This is a genomic window from Streptomyces sp. NBC_00086 (genome assembly GCF_026343255.1).
Taxonomy (GTDB): Bacteria; Actinomycetota; Actinomycetes; order Streptomycetales; family Streptomycetaceae; genus Streptomyces.
Genome location: NZ_JAPELZ010000001.1, coordinates 3,230,441 through 3,255,050 on the forward strand (window position 1 = coordinate 3,230,441; position 24,610 = coordinate 3,255,050).

General features: G+C 66.9%; 37 protein-coding genes. All 37 read right to left on the minus strand.

The genetic code is table 11. The annotated features are described in order from the left end of the window. Positions 1 to 44: 44 nt before the first annotated feature. The 37 genes from rpsI to rfbD all read right to left on the minus strand — a co-directional run bounded on the left by rpsI (position 45) and on the right by rfbD (position 24,515). Entirely contained in the window at positions 45 to 566 is a 522-nt protein-coding gene (rpsI, locus tag OG276_RS14175) for a 30S ribosomal protein S9 (RefSeq protein WP_266905443.1), read from the minus strand. Between the two features lie 46 nt (positions 567 to 612). Next, positions 613 to 1,056, minus strand: a complete 444-nt coding sequence (gene rplM / locus OG276_RS14180) for a 50S ribosomal protein L13 (protein WP_112447734.1) — start codon at positions 1,054 to 1,056, stop codon at positions 613 to 615. Positions 1,057 to 1,290: 234 nt separating this feature from the next. Then, on the minus strand, positions 1,291 to 2,550 hold the full coding sequence (locus OG276_RS14185) for a glycosyltransferase family 87 protein (RefSeq protein ID WP_266905445.1): 1,260 nt from the start codon (positions 2,548 to 2,550) through the stop codon (positions 1,291 to 1,293). 65 nt (positions 2,551 to 2,615) lie between these two features. Next, the gene (locus tag OG276_RS14190; protein ID WP_266905447.1) at positions 2,616 to 4,244 is read right to left on the minus strand and encodes an ABC-F family ATP-binding cassette domain-containing protein; all 1,629 of its coding nucleotides are present in this window, start codon (positions 4,242 to 4,244) and stop codon (positions 2,616 to 2,618) included. A gap of 50 nt (positions 4,245 to 4,294) precedes the next feature. Continuing rightward, entirely contained in the window at positions 4,295 to 5,146 is an 852-nt protein-coding gene (truA, locus tag OG276_RS14195; protein ID WP_266905449.1) for a tRNA pseudouridine(38-40) synthase TruA, read from the minus strand. A gap of 104 nt (positions 5,147 to 5,250) precedes the next feature. Then, positions 5,251 to 5,715: a 50S ribosomal protein L17 gene (gene rplQ, locus OG276_RS14200; RefSeq protein ID WP_215023458.1), complete on the minus strand. Its 465-nt coding sequence runs from the start codon at positions 5,713 to 5,715 to the stop codon at positions 5,251 to 5,253. Between the two features lie 92 nt (positions 5,716 to 5,807). Next, positions 5,808 to 6,830 carry a DNA-directed RNA polymerase subunit alpha gene (locus tag OG276_RS14205; protein WP_008739666.1) on the minus strand — a complete coding sequence of 341 codons (1,023 nt, stop codon included), beginning with the start codon at positions 6,828 to 6,830 and terminating at the stop codon, positions 5,808 to 5,810. 173 nt (positions 6,831 to 7,003) lie between these two features. After that, a complete protein-coding gene (rpsK, locus tag OG276_RS14210) occupies positions 7,004 to 7,408 on the minus strand; it encodes a 30S ribosomal protein S11 (protein WP_006376016.1) in 405 nt (134 codons plus the stop codon). 54 nt (positions 7,409 to 7,462) lie between these two features. After that, complete coding sequence (gene rpsM, locus OG276_RS14215) at positions 7,463 to 7,843, minus strand: 30S ribosomal protein S13 (RefSeq protein ID WP_053682609.1); 381 nt, start codon at positions 7,841 to 7,843, stop codon at positions 7,463 to 7,465. Between the two features lie 200 nt (positions 7,844 to 8,043). After that, positions 8,044 to 8,157 (minus strand): 50S ribosomal protein L36, encoded by a 114-nt coding sequence (gene rpmJ / locus OG276_RS14220; protein ID WP_003956441.1) that lies wholly within the window; start codon positions 8,155 to 8,157, stop codon positions 8,044 to 8,046. Positions 8,158 to 8,231: 74 nt separating this feature from the next. Beyond that, a complete protein-coding gene (infA, locus tag OG276_RS14225) occupies positions 8,232 to 8,453 on the minus strand; it encodes a translation initiation factor IF-1 (protein ID WP_003956442.1) in 222 nt (73 codons plus the stop codon). Positions 8,454 to 8,633: 180 nt separating this feature from the next. Beyond that, positions 8,634 to 9,485 (minus strand): type I methionyl aminopeptidase, encoded by an 852-nt coding sequence (map, locus tag OG276_RS14230; RefSeq protein WP_266912804.1) that lies wholly within the window; start codon positions 9,483 to 9,485, stop codon positions 8,634 to 8,636. A 107-nt stretch (positions 9,486 to 9,592) separates the two neighbouring features. Then, entirely contained in the window at positions 9,593 to 10,240 is a 648-nt protein-coding gene (locus OG276_RS14235) for an adenylate kinase (RefSeq protein WP_266905452.1), read from the minus strand. After that, a complete protein-coding gene (gene secY, locus OG276_RS14240; RefSeq protein ID WP_243333373.1) occupies positions 10,240 to 11,556 on the minus strand; it encodes a preprotein translocase subunit SecY in 1,317 nt (438 codons plus the stop codon). Before secY ends, OG276_RS14235 begins: the two co-directional genes overlap by 1 nt. A 186-nt stretch (positions 11,557 to 11,742) precedes the next feature. Next, the gene (gene rplO / locus OG276_RS14245) at positions 11,743 to 12,198 is read right to left on the minus strand and encodes a 50S ribosomal protein L15 (RefSeq protein ID WP_243333371.1); all 456 of its coding nucleotides are present in this window, start codon (positions 12,196 to 12,198) and stop codon (positions 11,743 to 11,745) included. Between the two features lies 1 nt (position 12,199). Further along, positions 12,200 to 12,382 carry a 50S ribosomal protein L30 gene (gene rpmD, locus OG276_RS14250; RefSeq protein ID WP_112447741.1) on the minus strand — a complete coding sequence of 61 codons (183 nt, stop codon included), beginning with the start codon at positions 12,380 to 12,382 and terminating at the stop codon, positions 12,200 to 12,202. After that, positions 12,382 to 12,984: a 30S ribosomal protein S5 gene (gene rpsE / locus OG276_RS14255; RefSeq protein ID WP_008739695.1), complete on the minus strand. Its 603-nt coding sequence runs from the start codon at positions 12,982 to 12,984 to the stop codon at positions 12,382 to 12,384. The genes rpmD and rpsE overlap by 1 nt, the downstream gene beginning before the upstream one ends. A gap of 46 nt (positions 12,985 to 13,030) precedes the next feature. Next, on the minus strand, positions 13,031 to 13,414 hold the full coding sequence (gene rplR / locus OG276_RS14260; RefSeq protein WP_030008471.1) for a 50S ribosomal protein L18: 384 nt from the start codon (positions 13,412 to 13,414) through the stop codon (positions 13,031 to 13,033). Between the two features lie 2 nt (positions 13,415 to 13,416). Further along, a complete protein-coding gene (gene rplF, locus OG276_RS14265) occupies positions 13,417 to 13,956 on the minus strand; it encodes a 50S ribosomal protein L6 (protein WP_243333369.1) in 540 nt (179 codons plus the stop codon). A 20-nt stretch (positions 13,957 to 13,976) separates the two neighbouring features. Next, positions 13,977 to 14,375, minus strand: coding sequence for a 30S ribosomal protein S8 (gene rpsH, locus OG276_RS14270; protein WP_008739698.1), 399 nt, complete (start codon positions 14,373 to 14,375; stop codon positions 13,977 to 13,979). Positions 14,376 to 14,598: 223 nt separating this feature from the next. After that, on the minus strand, positions 14,599 to 14,784 hold the full coding sequence (locus OG276_RS14275) for a type Z 30S ribosomal protein S14 (protein WP_003956452.1): 186 nt from the start codon (positions 14,782 to 14,784) through the stop codon (positions 14,599 to 14,601). Positions 14,785 to 14,789: 5 nt separating this feature from the next. Beyond that, positions 14,790 to 15,341: a 50S ribosomal protein L5 gene (gene rplE / locus OG276_RS14280; RefSeq protein ID WP_030388859.1), complete on the minus strand. Its 552-nt coding sequence runs from the start codon at positions 15,339 to 15,341 to the stop codon at positions 14,790 to 14,792. Next, positions 15,341 to 15,664 carry a 50S ribosomal protein L24 gene (gene rplX, locus OG276_RS14285; protein ID WP_215023444.1) on the minus strand — a complete coding sequence of 108 codons (324 nt, stop codon included), beginning with the start codon at positions 15,662 to 15,664 and terminating at the stop codon, positions 15,341 to 15,343. The genes rplE and rplX overlap by 1 nt, the downstream gene beginning before the upstream one ends. Positions 15,665 to 15,666: 2 nt before the next feature. Then, positions 15,667 to 16,035: a 50S ribosomal protein L14 gene (rplN, locus tag OG276_RS14290; RefSeq protein ID WP_003956455.1), complete on the minus strand. Its 369-nt coding sequence runs from the start codon at positions 16,033 to 16,035 to the stop codon at positions 15,667 to 15,669. Between the two features lie 124 nt (positions 16,036 to 16,159). Continuing rightward, a complete protein-coding gene (gene rpsQ / locus OG276_RS14295) occupies positions 16,160 to 16,441 on the minus strand; it encodes a 30S ribosomal protein S17 (RefSeq protein ID WP_243333368.1) in 282 nt (93 codons plus the stop codon). After that, positions 16,441 to 16,665 (minus strand): 50S ribosomal protein L29, encoded by a 225-nt coding sequence (gene rpmC, locus OG276_RS14300; RefSeq protein ID WP_008739703.1) that lies wholly within the window; start codon positions 16,663 to 16,665, stop codon positions 16,441 to 16,443. Before rpmC ends, rpsQ begins: the two co-directional genes overlap by 1 nt. Further along, on the minus strand, positions 16,665 to 17,084 hold the full coding sequence (rplP, locus tag OG276_RS14305) for a 50S ribosomal protein L16 (protein ID WP_030026326.1): 420 nt from the start codon (positions 17,082 to 17,084) through the stop codon (positions 16,665 to 16,667). Before rplP ends, rpmC begins: the two co-directional genes overlap by 1 nt. Before the next feature lie 5 nt (positions 17,085 to 17,089). Further along, a complete protein-coding gene (rpsC, locus tag OG276_RS14310) occupies positions 17,090 to 17,932 on the minus strand; it encodes a 30S ribosomal protein S3 (RefSeq protein WP_112447746.1) in 843 nt (280 codons plus the stop codon). Beyond that, on the minus strand, positions 17,932 to 18,279 hold the full coding sequence (gene rplV, locus OG276_RS14315; RefSeq protein WP_007265904.1) for a 50S ribosomal protein L22: 348 nt from the start codon (positions 18,277 to 18,279) through the stop codon (positions 17,932 to 17,934). The genes rpsC and rplV overlap by 1 nt, the downstream gene beginning before the upstream one ends. Before the next feature lie 43 nt (positions 18,280 to 18,322). Beyond that, a complete protein-coding gene (gene rpsS, locus OG276_RS14320; RefSeq protein ID WP_023539342.1) occupies positions 18,323 to 18,604 on the minus strand; it encodes a 30S ribosomal protein S19 in 282 nt (93 codons plus the stop codon). Between the two features lie 12 nt (positions 18,605 to 18,616). Beyond that, complete coding sequence (gene rplB / locus OG276_RS14325) at positions 18,617 to 19,453, minus strand: 50S ribosomal protein L2 (protein ID WP_112447748.1); 837 nt, start codon at positions 19,451 to 19,453, stop codon at positions 18,617 to 18,619. 39 nt (positions 19,454 to 19,492) lie between these two features. Next, positions 19,493 to 19,816 carry a 50S ribosomal protein L23 gene (rplW, locus tag OG276_RS14330; RefSeq protein ID WP_030154694.1) on the minus strand — a complete coding sequence of 108 codons (324 nt, stop codon included), beginning with the start codon at positions 19,814 to 19,816 and terminating at the stop codon, positions 19,493 to 19,495. Next, the gene (gene rplD, locus OG276_RS14335) at positions 19,816 to 20,466 is read right to left on the minus strand and encodes a 50S ribosomal protein L4 (protein ID WP_266905461.1); all 651 of its coding nucleotides are present in this window, start codon (positions 20,464 to 20,466) and stop codon (positions 19,816 to 19,818) included. The genes rplW and rplD overlap by 1 nt, the downstream gene beginning before the upstream one ends. 4 nt (positions 20,467 to 20,470) lie before the next feature. Continuing rightward, complete coding sequence (gene rplC, locus OG276_RS14340; protein WP_266880616.1) at positions 20,471 to 21,115, minus strand: 50S ribosomal protein L3; 645 nt, start codon at positions 21,113 to 21,115, stop codon at positions 20,471 to 20,473. Between the two features lie 14 nt (positions 21,116 to 21,129). After that, positions 21,130 to 21,438, minus strand: coding sequence for a 30S ribosomal protein S10 (gene rpsJ, locus OG276_RS14345; protein WP_003948644.1), 309 nt, complete (start codon positions 21,436 to 21,438; stop codon positions 21,130 to 21,132). Positions 21,439 to 21,904: 466 nt separating this feature from the next. Beyond that, complete coding sequence (locus OG276_RS14350) at positions 21,905 to 23,110, minus strand: hypothetical protein (RefSeq protein ID WP_266905463.1); 1,206 nt, start codon at positions 23,108 to 23,110, stop codon at positions 21,905 to 21,907. 484 nt (positions 23,111 to 23,594) lie between these two features. Then, positions 23,595 to 24,515, minus strand: a complete 921-nt coding sequence (gene rfbD, locus OG276_RS14355; RefSeq protein ID WP_266905465.1) for a dTDP-4-dehydrorhamnose reductase — start codon at positions 24,513 to 24,515, stop codon at positions 23,595 to 23,597. Between the last annotated feature and the right edge of the window lie 95 nt (positions 24,516 to 24,610).

The window sequence follows — 24,610 nt, forward strand, 5'->3', positions numbered from 1 at the left end:
ACAGAGTGCTGCCGGGGCGGATTCGTGCTGAACAGCAGGCGAGATTAACGCTTGCTGTACTGCGGAGCCTTACGGGCCTTCTTGAGACCGGCCTTCTTGCGCTCGACCGCACGGTCGTCGCGGGAGAGGAAGCCGGCCTTCTTCAGCGCCGCGCGGTTGTTGTCCACGTCCGCCTCGTTCAGCGCACGGGCAACGCCGAGGCGCAGGGCGCCGGCCTGACCGGAAACGCCGCCACCCGAGATGCGGGCGATGACGTCGTAGCGGTTGTCCAGCTCAAGGAGCTTGAACGGCTCGTTGACTTCCTGCTGGTGCACCTTGTTGGGGAAGTAGTCCTCAAGGGTGCGACCGTTGATCTTCCACTTGCCGGTGCCCGGAACGATCCGGACACGGGCGATGGCGTTCTTGCGACGGCCCAGGCCGGCGGCCGGCTGGGGGTCACCGAAGCGACCGGCAAGGGACTCGGAGGTGTAGTCGCCCTCAACGGCTTCCACAGACTCGGTGGTGTACTCCTCGACGTTGCCCTCGAACTCTTCGACGGGGGTCGTCTCGGCGGTGGTCTCGGCCACGATGCTCCTCAGAAGTTTCTTGTCTTAGGGGGTGTGGTGGCCGGAACTACTGCGCGACCTGGGTGATCTCGAACGGCACCGGCTGCTGAGCAGCGTGGGGGTGCACATCGCCCGAGTAGACCTTCAGCTTCGAGAGCATCTGACGGCCCAGGGTGTTCTTGGGGATCATGCCCTTGATGGCCTTCTCGACGGCCTTCTCCGGGTTGTTCGCCAGGAGGTCGTCGTAGCGGACCGAACGCAGACCACCCGGGAAGCCGGAGTGGCGGTACGCCATCTTCTGGGTCGCCTTGTTGCCGGACAGGTGAACCTTGTCGGCGTTGATGATGATGACGAAGTCGCCCATGTCCATGTGGGGGGCGTAAGTCGGCTTGTGCTTACCCCGCAGGAGGGTAGCGGCCTGGGTCGCCAGACGGCCGAGGACAACATCCTGGGCGTCGATGACGTGCCACTGGCGCGAGATGTCGCCGGGCTTGGGGCTGAACGTACGCACGCGTATGCCTTCGCTTCTTCAGTGGTGGGTCATCCCCGGGGGGTGAGCCCGAGGGACGGGTCCTGACATGGGTCACCACGGACGATCACGACAGCCCTGGTTCACATCGGAGACGCAACCCGTGTGTACCGCTGGTCATCGGCCCGGTGGACCGGCGTAAGGCAGATTCACGTGAGAATGAGAAAGCCAATACGCATAACGAACCAGCAGGGTACCCCTGAAGACCTGGAAGGGTCAAAACGCGGTCCGCGAACCCGTTTCGACGGGGGTCGCGGCGCACTCCGGTTCGGTCCTGGGTGGGGACCCCGTAGTTCGTACAGGTTCCAGAGTAACCCGGATCGGACGCAGTGCTCGACGCGCCAGCAGACCGGCGAGCGCGCACAGGGTCACCATGTCCCTAAATGCCCGCCTCTTGGCCTCGAACTCCGAGGGCCACGGAATGCCCGCGGTCTGGGGCACCAGGGCCACCCAGAACCAGGGCGAGCGCGGCATCGACCCCGCCCGCACCCCCGATGCCAGCAGCAGCGGGAGCACCACGATCAGGTAGTGGTCGAAGGAGGGCCGCGACACCAGGAATGCGGCCAGCATCACCATGCAGGCCGTCTCCACCAGCCTCAGCTCGCCCGCGTCCCCGTCCGCCTCGACCGGCCTGCGCCACCGCCGCCAGGTCGCCCACAGCCCGCACCCGGCCCCCGCGAAGGCCAGCGCCACCGCCAGCGGCGCGGGCACCCCCAGCCGCGGGAGCGCGGCGATCGGCGAGGCGTCCCAGGGCAGCGCGTAGGAATCCTGGCCCTGCAGCAGGAACGGCAGGGTCTTGGTGAAGAACAGCATCGGGTGCGGCATCATCAGGGCCCCCGCCAGCGACAGCCCCACCGGCACCCCCGCCGCCAGGGCCAGTCCCCGCCACTGCCGGGCCAGCAGGAAGAGCAGCCCGACCGGCACCAGCATCGGCTTGCACGCGATGGCGAGGCCCACCACCAGCCCGGCCGCCGCCCAGTGCTTGCGGTGCGCCAGCAGCAGCGCCACCGGCAGGGCGGCGGCGGAGATGGCCGTCCAGTTCGCGATCAGCACGAGGTTGATGTACGGCTTGTAGGCCAGCGCGAACAGGGCGAAACCGCCGACCGCGAACCGCGAGCGCACCGGTACGGAGAACAGCCGCAGCGAGGCCCACCAGCCGAGCCCGACGAGCCCGGTCATCCCCAGCGGCAGCACGCAGCGCAGCAGTGGCGCCGGCAGCAGGGCCTCGGGAATCGCCATGATCACGGCGCTGGGCAGGTAGAGGAACCGCTTGTCCTCGTACGGGGACACCCCGGCGAGCAGGGCGTCGGCCGCCTTGACCACGAAGGCGTTGTCCGAGCCCCAGTTCTCCCGCAGGCTCGCCGCGACCGCCACCGACAGCAGGATCACCAGGCCCACGAACCGCCAGGACCGGGGGGCGGGGCGCAGCAGCCAGGCCACCCCCCGGTCCCAGGAGGACGGGCTGTCCCATTTCATGACCCAGACACTCGGCCGCAGCCCCACAACGAAGTCCCCTCGACCCAAGCCGGGGGGGTCTCCCCCTAGCGCTTCCGCTCGACCCTACGTTCGTCCCAGACGGGCTCCGTAGTCTCTCGCACAACACCGTCCGAACCGAAGACCAGATAGCGGTCAAATGTGCGGGCGAACCACCGGTCGTGCGTGACGCACAGCACAGTGCCGTCGTACGCCTCCAGCCCGTCCTGCAGCGCCTCCGCCGATTCCAGGTCGAGGTTGTCCGTGGGTTCGTCGAGCAGCAGCGCCGTCGTTCCCGCCAGCTCCAGCAGCAGGATCTGGAAGCGCGCCTGCTGGCCGCCCGAGAGACGCTCGAAGGGCTGATCGCCCTGGCGCTCCAGCTCGTAGCGGCGCAGTGCGCCCATCGCCTGGCCGAGCGGCTTCGCCGCCTCCGTCCACAGGATGTCCACGAGCGTACGGCCGAACAGCTCGGGGTGGGCGTGGGTCTGCGCGAAGTGGCCGGGGACCACGCGGGCGCCGAGCTTCCACGTACCCGTGTGCTTGACGTCCTCCCCCGCCATCAGACGCAGGAAGTGGGACTTCCCGGAGCCGTTCGAGCCCAGGACCGCGACCCGCTCCCCGTAGAAGACCTCCAGGGAGAAGGGCTTCATCAGCCCGGTGAGCTCCAGGTTCTCCACCGTGAGCGCGCGCACGCCCGTACGGCCGCCCTTGAGCCGCATCTTGATGTCCTGCTCGCGCGGCGGCTCGGGCGGCGGGCCGGCGTCCTCGAACCGCTTGAAGCGGGTCTGCATCGCGTGGTAGCGCGAGGCCATGTCCGGGCTGCTCGCGGCCTGGCCGCGCAGTCGCAGCACCAGGGCCTTCAGCCGGGCGTGCTCCTCGTCCCAGCGCCGCTTGAGCTCCTCGAAGCGCGCGAAGCGCTCCTTGCGGGCGGCGTGGAACGTGCCGAAGCCCTCGCCGTGCACCCAGACGTCGGAGCCGTTCGGGCTCGCCTCCAGGCTGATGATCTTCTCGGCGGCCTGGGTCAGCAGCTCCCGGTCGTGGCTGACGAAGAGCACCGTCTTGCGGGTGGCCCCCAGCTGCTCCTCCAGCCACCGCTTGCCCGGGACGTCCAGGTAGTTGTCCGGCTCGTCGAGCAGCAGCACCTCGTCCGGCCCGCGCAGCAGCGCCTCCAGCACGAGCCGCTTCTGCTCACCGCCCGAGAGCGTGCGCACCTCGCGGAACTGCGCCGAGTCGTAGGGGATCGCCAGCGCGGCCATCGTGCAGACGTCCCACAGCGTCTCCGCCTCGTACCCCTGCACGTCGGCCCAGTCGCTCAGCGCCTGCGCGTAGGCCATCTGCGCGGCCTCGTCGTCCACCGTCAGGATCAGCTGCTCGGCCCGGTCCACCGCCTTGGCGGCTTCCCGGATCCGCGGCTGGGACACCGAGACCAGCAGGTCCCGTACGGTCGTCTCGTCGCGGACCGAGCCCACGAACTGCGACATCACGCCCAGCCCGCCGCTCACGGTGACCGAACCGCCGTGCGGCTGGAGCTCACCGGAGATCATCTTCAGCAGAGTGGTCTTGCCGGCCCCGTTCGCCCCGACCAGGGCGACGACCGACCCCTCCCCCACCCGGAAGGAGACGTCGGGGAGCAGTACCCGCCCGTCGGGAAGGTAGTACTCCAGGTGGCTGGCTTCGAGATGTCCCATGCGGGGCATTGTCCAGGTCCGGCGCCGATCCGCCCAAACGAGTTAGCCGCACAGCCGCACTAGCAGCAGCCGGCCCCCGGCAGCGTCCGCAGGTTGCGCGCTTCCTTGCTCCGCGCGGCCAGCAGCTCGTCGGCCGGGTAGCCGACCTCCTCCAGCGTCAGCCCGTGCGGCTTGACCACGTGCACCGAGGAGTCCCGTACGGCCGCGGCCAGCACCTTCCCGGGCCAGTCGGTCGTGCGGTGGCCGTCGCCGACGTGCAGCAGGGCACCTACCAGCGAGCGCACCATGTTGTGGCAGAAGGCATCGGCGCGGACGGTCGCGGTGATGATCCCCTCCGCGTCCCGCTCCCAGTTGAGCTGCTGGAGGGTGCGGATCGTCGTGGCGCCCTCGCGCTTCTTGCAGTACGCGGCGAAGTCGTGCTCCCCGACCAGCGCGGCGGCAGCCTCGTTCATGGCGTCCACGTCGAGCGGCCACTGGTACCAGAGCACGTGCCCGCGGCGCAGCGGGTCCACCCCGGCCTGGTGGTCGCCCACGCGGTAGGCGTAGCGCCGCCAGATCGCCGAGAACCGCGCGTTGAAGCCGGCGGGGGCCTCCGCGGCCTTCCACACCCGCACGTCGTGCGGCAGCCGCCCCGCGAGGCGGCGCAGCAGCTTGTCCTGGTGCTCGGCCCACACCTCGTCCCGTACGTCGAACTGCGCGACCTGTCCGCGCGCGTGCACGCCCGCGTCCGTACGGCCCGCCACGGTCAGCTCGACCGGGTCCGGGAGCCGCATCACGGTCTGCAGGGCCGACTCCAGCTCTCCCTGGACGGTCCGCAGCACGCGCTGCTTCGCCCAGCCGGAGAAGTCCTTGCCGTCGTAACTCAGGTCCAGCCTGACCCGGACGTGTCCGGGCTCCACCTCGTCACTCACGTGACAGATCCTCTCAGCTGCGTCTTTCGCCCCCATGCAGAACGGGCCCGCCCCGGTGAGGGGGCGGGCCCGTTCAGAGCCATTCAGCGTGATCCCGGAAGGGATCAGGCCTCCTTGGTCTCCTCGGCGGCGGGAGCCTCAGCGGCCTCCGCCTCCTTCACGGCGCGCTTGGTGGCGGCCTCGGCCTCACCAGTGGCCTGCTGGGCGACCGTAAGGGCCTCGACCAGCTCGATCACGGCCATCGGGGCGTTGTCGCCACGACGGTTGCCGATCTTGGTGATGCGCGTGTAACCACCGGGGCGGTTCTCGTAGCGCGGGGCGATCTCGGTGAACAGCGTGTGCACGATGCTCTTGTCCGTGATCGTCTGCAGCACCAGGCGACGGTTGTGGATGTCGCCCTTCTTGGCCTTGGTCACCAGACGCTCGGCGTAGGGACGCAGGCGACGGGCCTTGGCCTCGGTGGTGGTGATGCGGCCGTGCTCGAAGAGCGCCTTCGCGAGGTTCGCGAGGAGGTGCTTCTCGTGCGCGGCGCTGCCGCCCAGACGGGCACCCTTTGCGGGACGCGGCATGGTCATACTCCTTCATATCTGCACCGGCCGTGTCAGGTACCGGTGTCAGTTCCCCCGCGGCGGCTGCCGTGGGAAAGATCTACGGGTGGTGCTTAGTACTGCTCGGTCTCGACGAAACCGGCGTCCGCGTCGTCGTCGGCGCCGAAGGCGTCGGCGGCGGCGGTCGGGTCGAATCCGGGCGGGCTGTCCTTGAGGGCCAGGCCCATGCCGGCCAGCTTCGCCTTGACCTCGTCGATCGACTTCGCACCGAAGTTGCGGATGTCGAGCAGGTCCGCCTCGGAGCGGGCGACGAGCTCACCCACGGAGTGGATGCCCTCGCGCTTGAGGCAGTTGTACGACCGAACGGTGAGCTCGAGCTCCTCGATCGGCAGGGCGAGATCGGCGGCCAGGGCCGCGTCCGTCGGCGAGGGGCCCATGTCGATGCCCTCGGCGTCGATGTTGAGCTCGCGGGCCAGACCGAACAGCTCGACCAGGGTCTTGCCGGCGGACGCCATGGCGTCGCGCGGGCGCATGGCCTGCTTGGTCTCGACGTCGACGATGAGCTTGTCGAAGTCGGTGCGCTGCTCGACTCGGGTCGCCTCGACCTTGTAGGTGACCTTGAGGACCGGGCTGTAGATGGAGTCGATCGGGATGCGACCGATCTCCTGGCCCAGCTGCTTGTTCTGGACGGCGGAGACGTAGCCGCGACCGCGCTCGACGGTCAGCTCCATCTCCAGCTTGCCCTTGCCGTTGAGCGTGGCGAGGACCAGGTCCGGGTTGTGCACCTCGACACCGGCCGGGGGCGCGATGTCGGCAGCGGTGACCAGGCCGGGACCCTGCTTGCGCAGGTACATCACGACCGGCTCGTCGTGCTCCGAGGAGACGACCAGCTGCTTGATGTTGAGGATGATGTCGGTGACGTCTTCCTTGACACCGGGCACGGTGGTGAACTCGTGCAGGACGCCGTCCACGCGGATGCTGGTGACAGCGGCACCCGGGATCGAGGACAGGAGCGTGCGGCGGAGCGAGTTGCCGAGGGTGTAGCCGAAGCCCGGCTCCAGCGGCTCGATCACGAACCGCGAGCGGTACTCGTCTACGACCTCTTCGGTCAGCGAGGGGCGCTGAGCGATAAGCATGTGGATTCCTTCATTCGTGGACGCCCACTATTTGACGCCCGACGGAGTGCAGCACGGGGCTGCTCACACGTGACACTACGAACTACAAGGGTACGGGCGGTACGTCCCCCGCGAGGGGTTCGTACCGCCCGGACACTCAAAGACGCACAGGCGCGAAGCCCGGCGTCGCCGAATCAGACGCGGCGACGCTTGGGCGGACGGCAGCCGTTGTGCGGGGTGGGGGTGACGTCCTGGATCGAGCCGACCTCGAGGCCAGTGGCCTGGAGGGAGCGGATCGCGGTCTCACGGCCGGAGCCGGGACCCTTGACGAAGACGTCGACCTTGCGCATGCCGTGCTCCTGCGCGCGACGGGCGGCCGACTCGGCGGCCATCTGCGCGGCGAAGGGGGTGGACTTGCGCGAGCCCTTGAAGCCGACGTGGCCGGCGGAGGCCCAGGAGATCACGTTGCCCGCGGGGTCCGTGATCGAAACGATGGTGTTGTTGAACGTGCTCTTGATGTGGGCGTGCCCATGAGCGACGTTCTTCTTTTCCTTGCGGCGCACCTTCTTGGCAGCGCCCTGACGACCCTTGGGGGGCATCTAAATCTCCTACGGGAGGTGGTCGGTCCTACAGCGCAAGACCGCTGAACAGGACTACTTCTTGCCCGGCTTCTTCTTACCGGCGATCGCGCGACGCGGACCCTTGCGGGTACGAGCGTTCGTGCTGGTGCGCTGACCGTGCACGGGCAGGCCACGACGGTGGCGAACACCCTGGTAGCACTGGATCTCGACCTTGCGACGGATGTCGGCCTGGATCTCGCGGCGGAGGTCACCCTCGGTGCGGAGGTTGGCGTCCACGTACTCGCGGATCTTGACCAGGTCCTCTTCGGCCAGGTCACGAACGCGGGTGTCGGGGTTCACACCGGTGGCCGCAAGGATTTCCTTGGACCGGGTGCGACCGACACCGAAGACGTAGGTAAGTGCGATCTCCACACGCTTTTCGCGCGGGATGTCAACACCGGAAACGCGTGCCATTCAATGGCTCCTGTGTGTTCGGGGGTCTTCCGCAGAACCGAACCCCGACCGCCGACCACACCTGCTGGGTGGTGGTACGCCCGGGTCCCCGGCCCCCGCCGGAGGTGCCGCCGGTCCTGGTCAGGACTGGGCGGGTTCTGCGTATGTACGTTTTCTTACGTCGCGCGAAGAACTGCGTAGTGCAGGTCGGTCGGCGTGCGTCAGCCCTGGCGCTGCTTGTGGCGCAGGTTGTCGCAGATGACCATGACCCGACCGTGACGGCGGATCACCTTGCACTTGTCGCAGATCTTCTTGACGCTCGGCTTGACCTTCATGTTGGTGAGGTTCTCCGGGTCAGTGCCACCACCCACGCCGGGACAAGACGTCCGGACAGGAGTGAAAGCAAGATCTACTTGTATCGGTAGACGATCCGGCCACGCGTCAGGTCGTACGGAGAGAGCTCCACGACAACCCGGTCATCAGGAAGGATGCGGATGTAGTGCATGCGCATCTTGCCGCTGATGTGCGCGAGGACCTTGTGACCGTTCTGGAGTTCCACCTTGAACATCGCGTTCGGGAGGGACTCGATCACGGTGCCCTCGATTTCGATGGCACCTTGCTTCTTGGCCACGCTTCGCCTTTCGAATCGGCTACCTTGATCAGCTCCCCGCCTTCGCATGAGGACATGCGGGTGCAAAGGAGCCGACGAGTCAGTCTACGTCAGGGCCTTCCGAAAGACGAATCCGGAAAGTGTGCCCTACAGGATAGATCATCAATCCTGCCCATACCGGTCGGCCCACCGGCTTGTGCGTCAGCCCAACGGGTCCGGCGCCGTGCTCACGCCGTACTCCGCCAGCTTCGCCTTGCCGCAGTCCGGGGAGGTGAGGACGATCGGCCCCTCCTCGGTCAGGGCGATGGAGTGCTCCCAGTGCGAGGACCAGGTGCCGTCCGTGGTGATGACCGTCCAGTCGTCCGCCAGGACCTCCGTCTGGGCGGTGCCCAGGGAGACCATCGGCTCGATCGCCAGGCACAGGCCCGGCACGAGCTTGATGCCCTTGCCCCGCTTGCGCGAGACGTAGTTCAGCAGGTGCGGGTCCATGTGCATCTCGGAACCGATGCCGTGGCCGCCGTAGTCCTCGATGATCCCGAACTTGCCGAGGCTGTGCTCACCCGTGGTCGGGCGCGGCTGCCGCTTGATGTAGGTCTCGATCGCCTTCGAGATGTCCACGAGGCGGTTGCCGAGCTTCATGGCGGCGATACCGGCCCACATGGACTCCTCGGTCACCCGGGAGAGCTCCACGAGCTCAGGGGCGTGCCCAGAGCCCACGAAGGCGGTGTACGCGGCATCGCCGTGCCAGCCGTCCACGATCGCGCCGGCGTCGATCGAGATGATGTCGCCGTCCTTGAGGACCGTCTTGTCGTCGGGGATGCCGTGGACCACGACCTCGTTGACCGAGGTGCAGATGGTCGCGGGGAACCCGCCGTACCCGAGGAAGTTCGACTTGGCACCGGCGTCCGCGATCACCTTGCGGGCCACCATGTCCAGATCCCGCGTCGTGGCGCCCGGCACGGCCGCCTCACGGGTCGCCGCGTGGATCGCCGCGACGACCAGCCCCGCCTCGCGCATCTTCGCGATCTGCTCGGGGGTCTTGATCTGCACCATGGACGGGCCTTCCACCTTCGGATTCGGGGTCATGTCAACAGTAAGGCCGCGGCGTCCCGAGGACACCGCGGCCTTGTCTGCACTACGTACTGCGCACTGCGCGGGGACTACTTCTTCAGGGCGTCCATCGCGCGCTGCGTGACGTCCTTGACCTCACCGAGGGCCGGGATCGTCGACACGAGGCCCTGGGCCTTGTAGTAGTCGATGATCGGCTCGGTCTGGGTGTGGTAGACGTCCAGGCGGTTGCGGACCGCGTCCTCGGACTGGTCCTCGCGCACGTACAGCTCGCCGCCGCAGATGTCGCAGACACCCTCGACCTTGGGCGGCTGGTACGCGATGTGGAAGACGTGCCCGCCGTCGTTGCGGCAGGTGCGCCGGCCGGCGAGGCGCTTGACGACCTCGTCCTCCTCGACCTCCAGGTCCAGGACGGCGTCGAGGTTCATGCCCTCGGCCTTCAGCATCACGTCGAGGGCTTCCGCCTGGGACACGTTGCGCGGGAACCCGTCGAGCAGGAAACCGCCGGCGGCGTCCTCCTGCTCCATGCGGTCCTTCGCCATGCCGATGGTGATCTCGTCCGGGACGAGGTCACCCGCGTCCATGAACGCCTTCGCGCGACGGCCGAGCTCGGTGCCCTGGCTGATGTTGGCCCGGAACAGGTCGCCCGTGGAGATGTGCGGGATCGACAAGGTCTTGGCAAGCACAGTCGCCTGCGTTCCCTTGCCCGCGCCCGGCGGGCCGACGAGGACGATTCGCATCAGCGGAGGAACCCTTCGTAATTACGCTGCTGGAGCTGGCTCTCGATCTGCTTCACGGTTTCCAGACCCACACCCACGATGATCAGGATGCTCGTCCCGCCGAACGGGAAGTTCTGGTTCGCTCCGAAGCCGGCCAACGCCATCGTCGGCACAAGAGCGATCAACCCCAGGTACAGCGACCCAGGCCACGTGATCCGGTTGAGTACGTAGCTCAGGTACTCGGCGGTGGGCCGGCCGGCGCGGATGCCCGGAATGAACCCACCATACTTCTTCATGTTGTCTGCAACTTCCTCGGGGTTGAACGAGATCGCCACGTAGAAGAACGCGAAGAAGACGATCAGGAGGAAGTAGGTCGCGATGTAGTACGGGTGGTCACCCTTGACGAAGTGCTTCTGGATCCAGGTGGCCCAGCCGGCGGTGGAACCGCTGAACTGCACGACCAGTGCCGGGATGTAGAGCAGCGACGAGGCGAAGATGACGGGGATGATGCCCGCCTGGTTCACCTTGAGCGGGATGTAGGTCGAGGTACCGCCGTACGCACGGCGGCCGATCATGCGCTTCGCGTACTGGACCGGGATCCGGCGCTGCGCCTGCTCGACGAAGACCACCAGGCCCACCATCGCGAGGCCGACCAGCATGACCACGCCGAACTCGACCCAGCCGTCCGCGATCTTGCCCTGCTCCTTGATGGCCCACAGGGATCCGATGAAGCCCGCGGCGATCGAGATGAACATCAGGATCGACATGCCGTTGCCGATGCCCCGGTCGGTGATGAGCTCACCGAGCCACATGACGACACAGGTGCCGGCGGTCATGGTGAGCACCATGACGACGGTGGTGAAGATCGACCGGTCCGGCACGATCTGACTCGCGACCGAGCAGTTCTGGAAGAGGGCGCCGCTGCGGGCGGTGGCGACGAGGCCGGTGCCCTGCAGGATCGCCAGCGCGACCGTCAGATAGCGCGTGTACTGCGTGATCTTCGACGTGCCGGCCTGGCCCTCTTTCTTGAGGGTCTCCAGCTTCGGAATGACCACGGTCAGCAGCTGCAAGATGATGCTCGCCGTGATGTACGGCATGATGCCGAGCGCGAAGATCGTGATCTGCAGCAGCGCACCGCCACTGAACATGTTGACCAGACCGAAGAGCCCGCCGTTCTGGCCGGACGCCTGATCAACACAGATCTGGACGTTCGTATAGCTCACGCCGGGTACGGGAACGTGGGACCCGAGCCGGAACAGCACGATGATGCCGAGCGTGAAGAGCAGTTTCTTGCGCAGGTCGGGCGTCTTGAACGCCCGGGCGAACGCGGTTAGCACGGTGCCTCCTGCGACCCCCGCGCTACTGCGTCAGAGGTGACGGTCTGAGGGATCGACGAATGTGTACAAGCAAAGGTGCAGGCCACCTTACCGGCGTCTGCACCTTCCATGGAACGACCAACCGGGGATGCCCCATATGTGAGGCACCCCCGGTCGGGTTTCTAGCTATTTGTCACTGAGTTCGTCTTAGACGAGCTCGGTCACAGAGCCACCAGCGGCGGCAATCTTCTCCTTGGCGGAGCCGGAAACGGCGTCAACCGAAACCTGCAGCGCCACGGAGATCTCGCCCTGGCCCAGGACCTTGACGAGGCTGTTCTTGCGAACCGCGCCCTTGGCGACCAGGTCGGCCACCGTGACTTCTCCACCCTCGGGGTAGAGAGCGCCGAGCTTGTCCAGGTTCACGACCTGGAACTCGGTGCGGAACGGGTTCTTGAAGCCCTTGAGCTTCGGCAGACGCATGTGGAGGGGCATCTGCCCACCCTCGAAGCGCTGCGGGATCTGGTAACGGGCCTTCTGGCCCTTCGTACCACGACCGGCCGTCTTACCCTTCGACGCCTCACCACGACCGACACGGGTCTTCGCGGTCTTGGCGCCGGGGGCGGGACGGAGGTTGTGGGCCTTCAGCGGGCTGCTCTCAGCCATGTTAGTCAACCTCCTCAACCGTCACGAGGTGGCGGACGGTGTGAACCATTCCGCGGAACTCGGGGCGGTCCTCCTTGACGACGACGTCGTTCAGGCGCTTGAGCCCGAGCGAACGCAGCGTGTCGCGGTGGTTCTGCTTGCTGCCGATGTACGACTTGATCTGCGTGACCTTGAGGCGAGCCATTACGCACCCGCCCCAGCACGTGCACGGAGCAGAGCCGCGGGAGCGACGTCCTCGAGGGGCAGACCACGGCGAGCCGCGATCTCCTCGGGACGCTGCAGGCCCTTGAGGGCCGCCACGGTCGCGTGCACGATGTTGATCGCGTTGGAAGAACCAAGCGACTTCGACAGGATGTCGTGAACGCCGGCGCACTCCAGAACGGCGCGCACCGGGCCACCGGCGATAACACCGGTACCGGGGGCGGCCGGCTTCAGCAGCACGACGCCCGCGGCACGCTCACCCGTGATCGGGTGAGGGATGGTGCCCTGGATGCGCGGAACCTTGAAGAAGGACTTCTTGGCTTCCTCGACACCCTTGGCAATGGCCGCGGGAACTTCCTTGGCCTTGCCGTAACCGACACCTACAGTGCCGTCACCGTCGCCCACCACGACCAGCGCGGTGAAGCTGAAGCGGCGACCACCCTTGACAACCTTGGCGACGCGGTTGATCGCGACAACGCGCTCAACGTAAGCGGTCTTCTCGGCGGCAGGGCCACCGTCGCGACCCTTCCGGTCCCGCCGCTCGCCGCCACCGGCACCGCTTCCGCGGCGCTGGGGTCCAGCCATTGGATTACCTCTCTCTGTTACGTCCGTGAGTCCCGGAAAACGGGGCTTAGAACTTCAGCCCGGCTTCGCGGGCGGCGTCAGCCAGAGCGGCAATGCGCCCGGCGTATCGGTTGCCACCGCGGTCGAACACGACGGTCTCGACACCCGCGGCCTTGGCACGCTCGGCGACGAGTGCGCCGACGGCCTGGGCCTGCGAGCTCTTGTCGCCTTCGCCACCACGGATCGAAGCGTCCAGGGTCGACGCCGACGCCAGGGTGTGACCCTGGAGGTCGTCGATGACCTGAGCAACGATGTTGCGGTTGGAACGCGTCACGACGAGGCGCGGACGCTCCGCCGTACCCGAGACGTTCTTGCGGATGCGGATGTGGCGGCGGGCCTTGGCGGCACGCTTGTACGCGTCGCCCTTGGCGATCTTTACACCGTATGCCATGGCTACTTACCAGCCTTTCCGACCTTGCGGCGGATGACTTCGCCGGCGTACTTGACACCCTTGGCCTTGTACGGGTCGGGCTTCCGCAGCTTGCGGATGTTGGCGGCGACCTCGCCGACCTTCTGCTTGTCGATGCCCTCGACCGAGAACTTGGTGGGCGACTCGACCTTGAAGGAGATGCCCTCGGGCGCCTCAATCAGGATCGGGTGGCTGTAGCCAAGCTGGAACTCCAGGTTGGAGCCCTTCGCGGCGACGCGGTAACCGACACCGCTGATCTCAAGAGCCTTGACGTAACCCGTGGTCACGCCGGTGATCATGTTCGCCACCAGCGTGCGGGACAGGCCGTGCAGGGCCTTGTTCTGACGCTCGTCGTTGGGGCGGGTGACGTTGAGAACGCCGTCCTCACCCTTGACGATCTCGATCGGCGCCTTGACGGTGAGCGCGAGGGAACCCTTGGGGCCCTTCACAGCCACTGCCTGGCCGTCGATGGTGACGTCCACACCGGCGGGAACCTGGATGGGGAGCTTGCCGATTCGCGACATTGCTTTTCCTCCGTTCCCGACTACCAGACGTAGGCGAGGACTTCCCCACCTACGCCCTTCTTGCCTGCCTGCTGGCCGGTGAGCAGACCGTGGGACGTGGAGATGATCGCCACGCCCAGGCCGCCGAGCACCTTCGGCAGGTTGGTGGACTTTGCGTACACACGCAGACCGGGCTTCGAGATCCGCTTGATGCCCGCAATGGAGCGCTCGCGGTTCGGGCCGAACTTCAGCTCGAGGACGAGGTTCTTGCCGACCTCGGCGTCCTCGACCTTCCAGCCGGTGATGAAACCCTCCTGCTTGAGGATTTCTGCGATGTGCGACTTGATCTTGCTGTGCGGCATCACGACGGAGTCGTGGTACGCCGAGTTAGCGTTACGCAGACGCGTGAGCATGTCTGCGATCGGGTCAGTCATGGTCATGAAGTGGCCTTCGGCCTCTCTCGCCGGGGTTTCCTGTATGCGCCATCCCTCTCCCCACTCAGTGGCGGGACGGGTGCGGTGCGGGGACCTACGGCGTAGTAAGTCGTTATGGGCGGCGGACGCCCAACCACACAAGCCTAAGGCATGCGCGGCCGGGCACCCGCCGACCAGATGCTTACCGAGAGTGCCTGGAAGTTCCCAAGTCCTTGCGGACGAGAGGGAATTACCAGGAGCTCTTGGTCACGCCCGGCAGCTCGCCACGGTGAGCCATCTCACGAAGGCAGACGCGGCACAGGCCGAACTTGCGGTACACGGAGTGGGGGCGACCGCAGCGCTGGCAGCGGGTGTACGCACGCACACCGAACTTGGGCTTGCGGGCAGCCTTCGCGATGAGAGCCTTCTTCGCCATCTCGCTTACGCCTCCTTGAAGGGGAAGCCGAGGTGACGAAGGAGGGCGCGGCCCTCGTCGTCGTTGGTCGCCGTGGTAACCACGGTGATGTCCATACCCCGGGTACGGTCGATCTTGTCCTGGTCGATCTCGTGGAACATGACCTGCTCCGTGAGACCGAAGGTGTAGTTGCCACGGCCGTCGAACTGCTTCGGCGACAGACCACGGAAGTCACGGATACGCGGCAGCGCGAGCGACAGCGTACGGTCCAGGAACTCCCACATGCGGTCACCACGGAGGGTGACGTGGCAGCCGATCGGCTGACCCTCGCGCAGCTTGAACTGCGCGATGGACTTGCGGGCCTTCGTGACGGCCGGCTTCTGACCGGTGATCGTCGTCAGGTCCTTGATGGCGCCGTCGATCAGCTTGGAGTCGCGGGCGGCGTCGCCCACACCCATGTTGACCACGATCTTCACGAGGCCGGGAATCTGCATGACGTTCTCGTAAGAGAACTCTTCACGCAGCTTGCCCGCGATGTCCTCGCGGTACTTCGTCTTGAGACGCGGAGTGGTAGCCATCAGATGTCCTCACCCGTCCGCTTGGCAACGCGGATCTTGTTGCCCTCGTCATCGAAGCGGAAACCGACGCGGGTAACGACCTTCTGGCCGTCCTTCTCCACAACCAGCTGAACGTTGCTGACGTGGATCGGCGCCTCGGTGATCACGATGCCACCGGTCTGCGAGCCACCAGCGGTCTGGCCGGCCTTGGTGTGCTTCTTGACCCGGTTGACACCCTCGACGAGGACGCGGTTCTCAGTAGGGATGGCCAGAATGACCTTGCCCTGCTTGCCCTTGTCCTTACCGGTGATGACCTGAACCAGGTCGCCCTTCTTGATCTTCATGCTTACAGCACCTCCGGCGCGAGCGAGATGATCTTCATGAACTTCTTCTCGCGCAGCTCACGGCCCACCGGGCCGAAGATACGGGTGCCGCGAGGGTCGCCGTCGTTCTTCAGAATGACGGCGGCGTTCTCGTCGAAGCGGATGTACGAGCCGTCCTGGCGGCGGCGTTCCTTCACGGTGCGAACGATGACCGCCTTGACGACGTCACCCTTCTTCACGTTGCCACCGGGGATCGCGTCCTTGACGGTGGCAACGATGACGTCACCGATGCCCGCGTAGCGGCGACCGGAACCACCGAGAACACGGATGCAAAGGATCTCCTTGGCACCAGTGTTGTCGGCGACACGCAGTCGCGACTCCTGCTGGATCACGTCTATCTCCTGTTTGTCTGCCGGTTCCCGGCGGGGGCATCACTCCGAAGAGCTACCGCCCCCACCGAGCCTGGCGGAACGAACCTGAGGGGCCCCTGGGCTTGATGCCCAGGGCCTCAGATAATTACTTGGCCTTCTCGAGGATCTCGACGATGCGCCAGCGCTTGCTCGCCGACAGCGGACGCGTCTCCATGATGAGGACGCGGTCGCCGACGCCGGCAGCGTTCTGCTCGTCGTGCGCCTTGAGCTTGTTCGTACGGCGGATGACCTTGCCGTACAGAGCGTGCTTCACGCGGTCCTCGACAGCGACGACGACGGTCTTGTCCATCTTGTCGCTGACGACAAGACCCTCACGGGTCTTGCGGAAGCCGCGGTCAGTCGTCTCAGTCACGTTCTTCTCGCTCATCAGGCGCTCTCCACCGTCTCGATACCGAGCTCACGCTCGTGCATCAGGGTGTAGATGCGAGCGATGTCCTTACGGACGGACTTGAGCCGGCCGTTGTTCTCCAGCTGACCCGTGGCCGCCTGGAAGCGCAGCTTGAACAGCTCTTCCTTGGCCTCGCGCAGCTTGCCAACGAGCTCCTCGTTACCGAGCTCACGCAGCTCGGACGCCTTGGTTCCCGTCGCCATCACGACTCACCTGCCTCGCGCCGAACAATCCGGCACTTCATCGGAAGCTTGTGAGCAGCGCGGGTGAGCGCCTCACGAGCAATCTTCTCGTTCGGGTAGGACAGCTCGAACATGACCCGGCCCGGGTGCACGTTCGCGATCCACCACTCGGGAGAACCCTTACCGGAACCCATGCGGGTCTCGGCAGGCTTCTTCGTCAGGGGACGGTCCGGGTAGATGTTGATCCAGACCTTGCCGCCACGCTTGATGTGGCGGGTCATCGCGATACGAGCCGCCTCGATCTGGCGGTTCGTCACGTAGGCGGGGGTAAGCGCCTGGATGCCGTACTCGCCGAACGAGACCTCAGTACCGCCCTTGGCCATACCGCGGCGCTTCGGGTGGTGCTGCTTGCGGTGCTTGACCCTACGAGGGATCAGCATGTCGGTCAGGCCTCCGTTCCGGTGCTCTCAGCCGGAGCGGCGGCGGGAGCGTCGGCCTTGGGGGCCTCGGCACCAGCAGCCTGCTGCGGCTTGCGGCCACCACGGCCGCCGCGCTCGCCACCACGGCCACCACGGCCGGCGGGACGGTCGCCAGCGCCGGCGGCACCACGGGCCGGGCGGTTACCCGCACGGGCCGCAGCGTTCTCGGCGCGAACCTCGGCGATGTTCTTGACGTCGCCCTTGTAGATCCAGACCTTCACACCGATACGGCCGAAGGTGGTCTTGGCCTCGAAGAAGCCGTAGTCCACGTTCGCGCGGAGGGTGTGCAGCGGCACACGGCCTTCGCGGTAGAACTCGGAGCGGGACATCTCGGCGCCGCCGAGGCGACCGCCACACTGGATCTTGATGCCCTTGGCGCCGGCCTTCATCGTGCCCTGCATGCTCTTACGCATGGCGCGACGGAAGGAGACGCGGGAGGAGAGCTGCTCGGCAACAGCCTGCGCGACCAGCTGAGCGTCGACCTCGGGGTTCTTGACCTCGAGGATGTTCAGCTGGACCTGCTTGCCCGTGAGCTTCTCGAGGTCACCGCGGATGCGGTCGGCCTCGGCGCCACGGCGACCGATGACGATGCCCGGACGAGCGGTGTGGATGTCCACACGCACGCGGTCACGGGTGCGCTCGATCTCAACCTTCGAGATGCCGGCGCGCTCCATGCCGGACGTCATCATCCTGCGGATGGCGACGTCTTCCTTGACGTAGTCCTTGTACAGCTTGTCGGCGTACCAACGCGACTTGAAGTCGGTGGTGATGCCGAGCCGGAACCCGTGCGGGTTTACCTTCTGGCCCATTACCGGGAACCTTCCTTGCTGCTGACGACCACGGTGATGTGGCTGGTCCGCTTGCGGATCCGGTAGGCACGGCCCTGGGCACGCGGACGGAACCGCTTCAGGGTCGGGCCCTCGTCCACGTACGCCTCGCTGATGACCAGCGTGGAGGCGTCCGGGTGGTTGTAGTTGTGTGCGGCGTTGGCGATGGCGCTGTCAAGCACCTTGCCAACCGGCACGCTCGCGGCCTGCGGGGCGAAACGCAGGACCGCCTGAGCCTCCGTGGCATCCATGCCACGGATAAGGTCCACCACTCGGCGGGCCTTCATGGGCGTGACGCGGATGTACCGCGCCTGGGCCCTGGCTTCCATGGTTGTCCCTTCGGTGTAAGTCATAGTCGTAACCACCCCGCCTTTAGCGGCGCTTCGACTTCCGGTCGTCCTTGACGTGGCCGCGGAAGGTGCGAGTCGGCGAGAACTCGCCGAGCTTGTGGCCGACCATCGACTCGGTGACGAACACCGGGACGTGGATCTTGCCGTTGTGCACCGCGATGGTGTGACCCAGCATGGCCGGGATGATCATCGAGCGACGGGACCAGGTCTTGATGACGTTCTTGGTACCGGCTTCGTTCTGTACGTCCACCTTCTTGATGAGGTGTCCGTCGACGAAGGGTCCCTTCTTGAGACTGCGCGGCATCTAAACCCGCTCCTAGCGCTTCTTGTTCGTCTTGCGGCGGCGGACGATGTACTTGCTCGAAGCCTTCTTCGGCGAGCGAGTACGACCCTCCTTCTGACCCCACGGGGAGACCGGGTGACGACCACCGGAGGTCTTACCCTCACCACCACCGTGCGGGTGGTCGACCGGGTTCATCGCGACACCGCGGACGGAGGGGCGAACGCCCTTCCAGCGCATGCGGCCGGCCTTGCCCCAGTTGATGTTCGACTGCTCGGCGTTGCCGACCTCACCGACGGTGGCGCGGCAGCGCGCGTCGACGAGACGGATCTCACCGGACGGCATACGAAGGTGGGCCATGGTGCCCTCCTTCGCCAGCAGCTGCACGGAGGCACCAGCGGAGCGGGCGAACTTGGCGCCGCCACCGGGACGGAGCTCGATCGCGTGGATCGTGGTACCGACCGGGATGTTGCGGAGAGCCAGGTTGTTGCCGGGCTTGATGTCGGCCGTGGGGCCGTTCTCAATCCGGTCGCCCTGCTTCAGGTTCTTCGGCGCAATGATGTAGCGCTTCTCGCCGTCTGCGTAGTGCAGAAGCGCGATGCGCGCAGTGCGGTTGGGGTCGTACTCGATGTGCGCGACCTTGGCCGGCACGCCGTCCTTGTCGTGACGACGGAAGTCGATCACACGGTAGGCGCGCTTGTGGCCGCCACCCTGGTGTCGAACCGTGATCCGACCGGTGTTGTTACGGCCGCCCTTGCTGTGCAGGGGGCGGACCAGCGACTTCTCCGGCGTGGACCGCGTGATCTCGACAAAGTCGGCGACGCTGGAGCCACGACGGCCCGGGGTCGTCGGCTTGTACTTGCGGATACCCATTTCTCAGTCCTCGTCCGATTCCGGACGACTAGACCTCCGTTAGGAGGCCTGGCCGCCGAAGATGTCGATTCGGTCGCCCTCAGCGAGGGTCACGATGGCGCGCTTGGTGTCAGCGCGCTTGCCGAAACCGGTCTTGGTGCGCTTGCGCTTACCCTGACGGTTGATCGTGTTGACCCCGGTGACCTTGACCCCGAAGACCGCCTCGACGGCCTGCTTGATCTGAGTCTTGTTGGAGCCGGGCGCGACGATGAACGTGTACTTGTTCTCGTCCAGCAGCGCGTAGCTCTTCTCCGAGACAACCGGCTTGATCAGCAGGTCGCGCGGGTCGGTGAAGGTCTTGCTGGTAACGGTCGCCTCAGACATCAGGCGTCGCTCCCTTCGGTCTCATCGGCCTTGGGGCCAGACACGAAGGACTCGAAAGCGGCCTGAGTGAAGACCACGTCGTCAGAGACGATCACGTCGTACGTGTTCAGCTGGCCCGGCTCCAGGATGTGCACCTGGGGCAGGTTGCGGGCGGACAGCCACGCAGCCTCGTCGGCGCGCTCGACGACCAGGAGCAGGTTCTTGCGCTCCGAGATCTTGCCGAACAGCGTCTTGGCGGCCTTCGTGGAGGCGGCACCCTCGACCACGCCGGTGACGACGTGGATGCGGGAGTGACGCGCACGGTCCGAGAGGGCACCGCGGAGGGCGGCGGCCTTCATCTTCTTCGGGGTCCGCTGCGAGTAGTCACGCGGCTGCGGGCCGTGGACGACGCCACCGCCGACGAACTGCGGAGCGCGGGTGGAACCCTGGCGAGCGCGGCCGGTGCCCTTCTGGCGGTACGGCTTGCGGCCACCACCACGGACTTCGCCACGACGCTTGGTCTTGTGCGTGCCCTGACGGGCAGCAGCCAGCTGAGCGACGACGACCTGGTGGATCAGCGGAATGCTGGTCTTCGCGTCGAAGATCTCCGCGGGGAGGTCGACGGTACCGGCCTTGTCGCCTGCCGGCGAAAGGATGTCAATGGTGCTCATTAACTCAAGCCCCCTTAACCGCGGTACGGACCAGGACGAGGCCGCCGTTCGGACCGGGGACTGCACCCTTGATGAGGAGCAGACCCTTCTCCGCGTCAACCGCGTGGATGGTCAGGTTCTGGGTGGTGACGCGCTCGTTGCCCATGCGACCGGCCATGCGCATGCCCTTGAAGACACGCCCAGGGGTGGCACAGCCACCGATCGAACCGGGGGAGCGGTGCTTGCGCTGGACGCCGTGGCCGGCGCCGAGGCCCTTGAAGTTGTGACGCTTCATGACACCGGCGAAGCCCTTGCCCTTGCTGTTGCCCGTGACGTCAACCTTGACGCCGGACTCGAACACGGCAGCCGTGATCTCCTGGCCGAGCGTGTACTCGCTGGCGTCGGAGGTACGGAGCTCCACCAGGTGGCGGCGGGGGGTGACGTCAGCCTTGGCGAAGTGACCCTTGAGGGGCTTGTTCACCTTGCGAGGGTCGATCTCGCCGAAGGCGATCTGGACCGACTCGTAGCCGTCGACGTCGTTCGTACGGACCTGGGTAACAACGCAGGGCCCGGCCTTGACCACGGTCACCGGGACGACACGGTTGTTCTCGTCCCAGACCTGGGTCATGCCGAGCTTCTCGCCCAGGACGCCCTTGATCTGCTTTGCCATCTTCTCCGTGCCTCTCAGAGCTTGATCTCGATGTCAACGCCGGCCGGAAGGTCCAGGCGCATCAGCGAGTCAACGGTCTTGGGCGTCGGGTCGAGGATGTCGATCAGGCGCTTGTGAGTGCGCATCTCGAAGTGCTCGCGCGAGTCCTTGTACTTGTGCGGCGACTTGATGACGCAGTACACGTTCTTCTCAGTGGGCAGCGGCACCGGGCCCGCGACCGACGCACCAGTGCGCGTCACCGTCTCGACGATCTTCTTCGCCGACGAATCGATGACCTCGTGGTCGTAGGCCTTGAGCCGGATGCGGATCTTCTGTCCCGCCATGGCTACTCCGTAGTCCTGTCTGTTGTGGAAACGCTCTGGTTCTCGGCCGGCTGCGGATCGCTCCGCCGCTCTCCTCCGACCCACGCGGTCGGGCGTGTCGCGCTCCCTCTACAGAAAATTCCCATACGGAAATTCCCTCGTCCAAGGGGGCGCGGTCCCAAGACCGCAGATCGGGGGCAAACACCCACCGAGTACCTGGCAGGCACCGTGCTGACGCTTCCCGAAAGATTCCCGTACGTCCGCCCCATTGCTGCCCCGAGAGGCAGGTAGAGCGACGAGTACTGTGGGACTTGCTTCCGGTCCTCCCGGCGGGAGGCGCGCAGCATCGGCACACGGCCGAGCAACTTGAGTAGTCTGCCATACGAGACACGTATGGCGCCAATCGGGCGGAAGAGAATACCCCGCCACGCTGAGTGGTCAAACTGCACCACGCGGCGGGGGGTCCCGTCCCTTGTCCCGCGCCTGCTCAGGAGCGCGACAGGATGCCGCAGTCCGCCCGCCGGTCGGTTTCCAGGCCCTTGCTGCGGTCGTACGGGTCCACGGGGGTGCCGGAGGGAGTGGGCCCGGTGGGCGCGTCATCGTCGAACTGCGGATGCAGGAAGCCGTCATCGGCGTCACAGGCGCTGTTGCCGATGTTGCGGTAGGTCGCCTCGATCCACAGCTTGCCGGCGGTGGAGTCCCACTTGCGGGGATCGACGATCGAGAAGGTGATCTCGCGCCGCATGACGGTCCGCTCGACCTGGTCGGCGCCCGCCTTCGCCTTCACGAACGGGTAGACGAAGGTGTAGTCGGTCTTCAGGTCGACCTGCCCCGCGCGGTCCCCGGGCTCCACCCAGATCCGGCCGCGGACCTTGACGACCTCGCCCACCAGGGTCAGCTCGGCCGGGTCGTACCGGCTGAAGAGGTCGAGCGGGTCGTTCTTCGCCGAAGGGTGCCTGAGGGCCTCCTCCACGTTCGTCTTGTACTCCCCCAGCTTCGGGTCGAGCAGGGCCAGCGCCGCCTCGGGCCGCTCACCGCGCAGGGTCGCCGGGTCCAGGTTGGCCGTGACCAGGAATTGCCGGACCTTCACCAGCGCGTCGGCGATCTTCTCCTTGCTCATGCCGCCGACGGCCTCTGCCTGCGGGATCTCGATCCCGGCCGCCCCGTCGGCCCACTGCGCGGCCGGGGAGCCCTTGAAGGGCTCCTTGAGCGTCGGCAGGTCGGGGTCCGCCATGGAGGGCGCGGCGCTCGGCCGCGCGGTCTCGGCGGCCAGCGGCTGCCCGGCCTTGGCGTCCTGCTCGGCCTGGCCCGTGACCTTGTCGATCACCAGCTCCGGCCGGATGGCGATCAGCGCGAGCGCGACGACGAAGGCGATGGCCAGCGCGGCCTTGATCCGGCGCTTGGCCTTGCCCCGGCCTTCCCTCTCCTGCCAGGCGGGACCCGTGCGCCACCCCGCGGGCTCGGTGGAGACCGGCTTGGCCCTGCCGAAACGCTTCTTCTGCTGCGCGGCGCGCTGCTCCTCCTCGTGCCGCAACCGCTCGGTCACCATGCGCGCCCGGGCGGAGGGCTCCTTGGGGGCCTCCCCCGCGCCCGCCTCGGCCTCCGCCAGGAACCGCGCCCAGTCCTCGTCCGAGACGGCCGGAACTTCCGGACCGTCCGGACCGGCCGCTCCGCCGTCGTGCTTCTTCCCCATGTCCCCCACCCCCGCCTGCGGACCCGTATCGCCTGGCCCAGCAGCCGGCGATGTCCGCGATCAGCCTTACCGTCGTCGACGCAGGAGTCGATCTTCCCATCGACCACACGTTCGGGATCACCCGGTCGGGTGGAGCGGTCAAGAGCCGCGGAACACCAGGTCAGCGCCACGGCCGACACCGGGGCACCGGGGTACCGGGCCGCCCGGGCGACGCCGCGGCGGGCGGAGCACCGCATACGCCGTGACGACGAAAAGCACCGAAAAGGCTATTCGCTTCCACCGGGCCCGGCTATGCGGAACAGCAGGATCCAGAAATACCTCATGGACTCCCACGTTTCCGAAGCGGAATTTCACAACAGATGTCGCCGCCATTGACCGGGGGCCAGCCGGCCTTACCCGCCCCGAGTATTCGGCGCGCAGGACGTCCGGCGATATCCCGGTGAACCGCAGGTCGGAGCCCGCGAGGAATGCGAAGGCGGGGCCCTCAGCCCACCCGGCCGTCCCGGGCCTGGCGGGCCAGAGCGGCGAAGCCAGGGGTCACGAGCGCGTCGGCCAGCTGCTCACGCCAGTCGCTCATCGGGGCCAGGCCCGCCTGGGCCCAGCGGTCGTGTGCGAGGACGCTGAAGGCGGGGCGGGCCGCGGGCCGGAGATAGGCATCCGACGTGGTCGGACGGATCCGCTCGGGGTCCAGGCCGGACAGCCGGTAGACCTCGCGGGCCAGCCCGAACCAGGTGGTGACCCCGCTCGCGGTGCCGTGGTAGATGCCCGCCGGGGCCTGGCCGGCCAGCGCGGCGCATCCGAGCTCGACGAGCCGCCGGGCGAGCGCCACGCACGAAGTGGGCTGGCCCCGTTGGTCGTTGACCACGTCCAGGGTGTCCCGCTGGACGGCCAGCTTGAGCATGGTGGCGACGAAGTTCGGACCGTACTCCCCGTACAGCCAGGCGGTGCGCACCACGTAGCCGTCCTTCGGCAGGAGTTCGGCCACGGCCTGCTCGCCGAGCAGCTTGGAGCGGCCGTACGCGTTCACCGGCCCGGTGGCCGCGTCCTCGGCGTAGGCCTGCGAACCGTCCCCGGGCAGCACGTAGTCGGTGGAAACCTGCAGCAGGCGCGCTCCGTTGGCGGCGCAGGCCTCGGCGAGGATCCGTGTGCCGGCGCCGTTGACGGCGGCGGCGGCCTCCTCGGCCGCTTCCGCGCCGTCCACGTCGGTCCAGCCGGCGCAGTTGACGACGAGGCTCACGCCCTTGAGGGCGGCCCGGACGGCGGCCGGGTCGGTGATGTCCAGTTCGCTGCGGCCGAGGCCCACGCTCTCGATCGCCCGGCGCCGCAGTTCGGCCAGGACCTCCTGGCCCAGCATCCCGGCCGCGCCCGTGACGAGCCAGCGGCCTTCCCCCCGGTCACCCGTCACCGCTGCGCTGCCGCCTTCGTCTCGGCCCCCGGGGCCCCTCCATATTCGGCGCCCGCGTTGTCGCACGCCGGAATGCCCTTCGCCGATATCCGGCC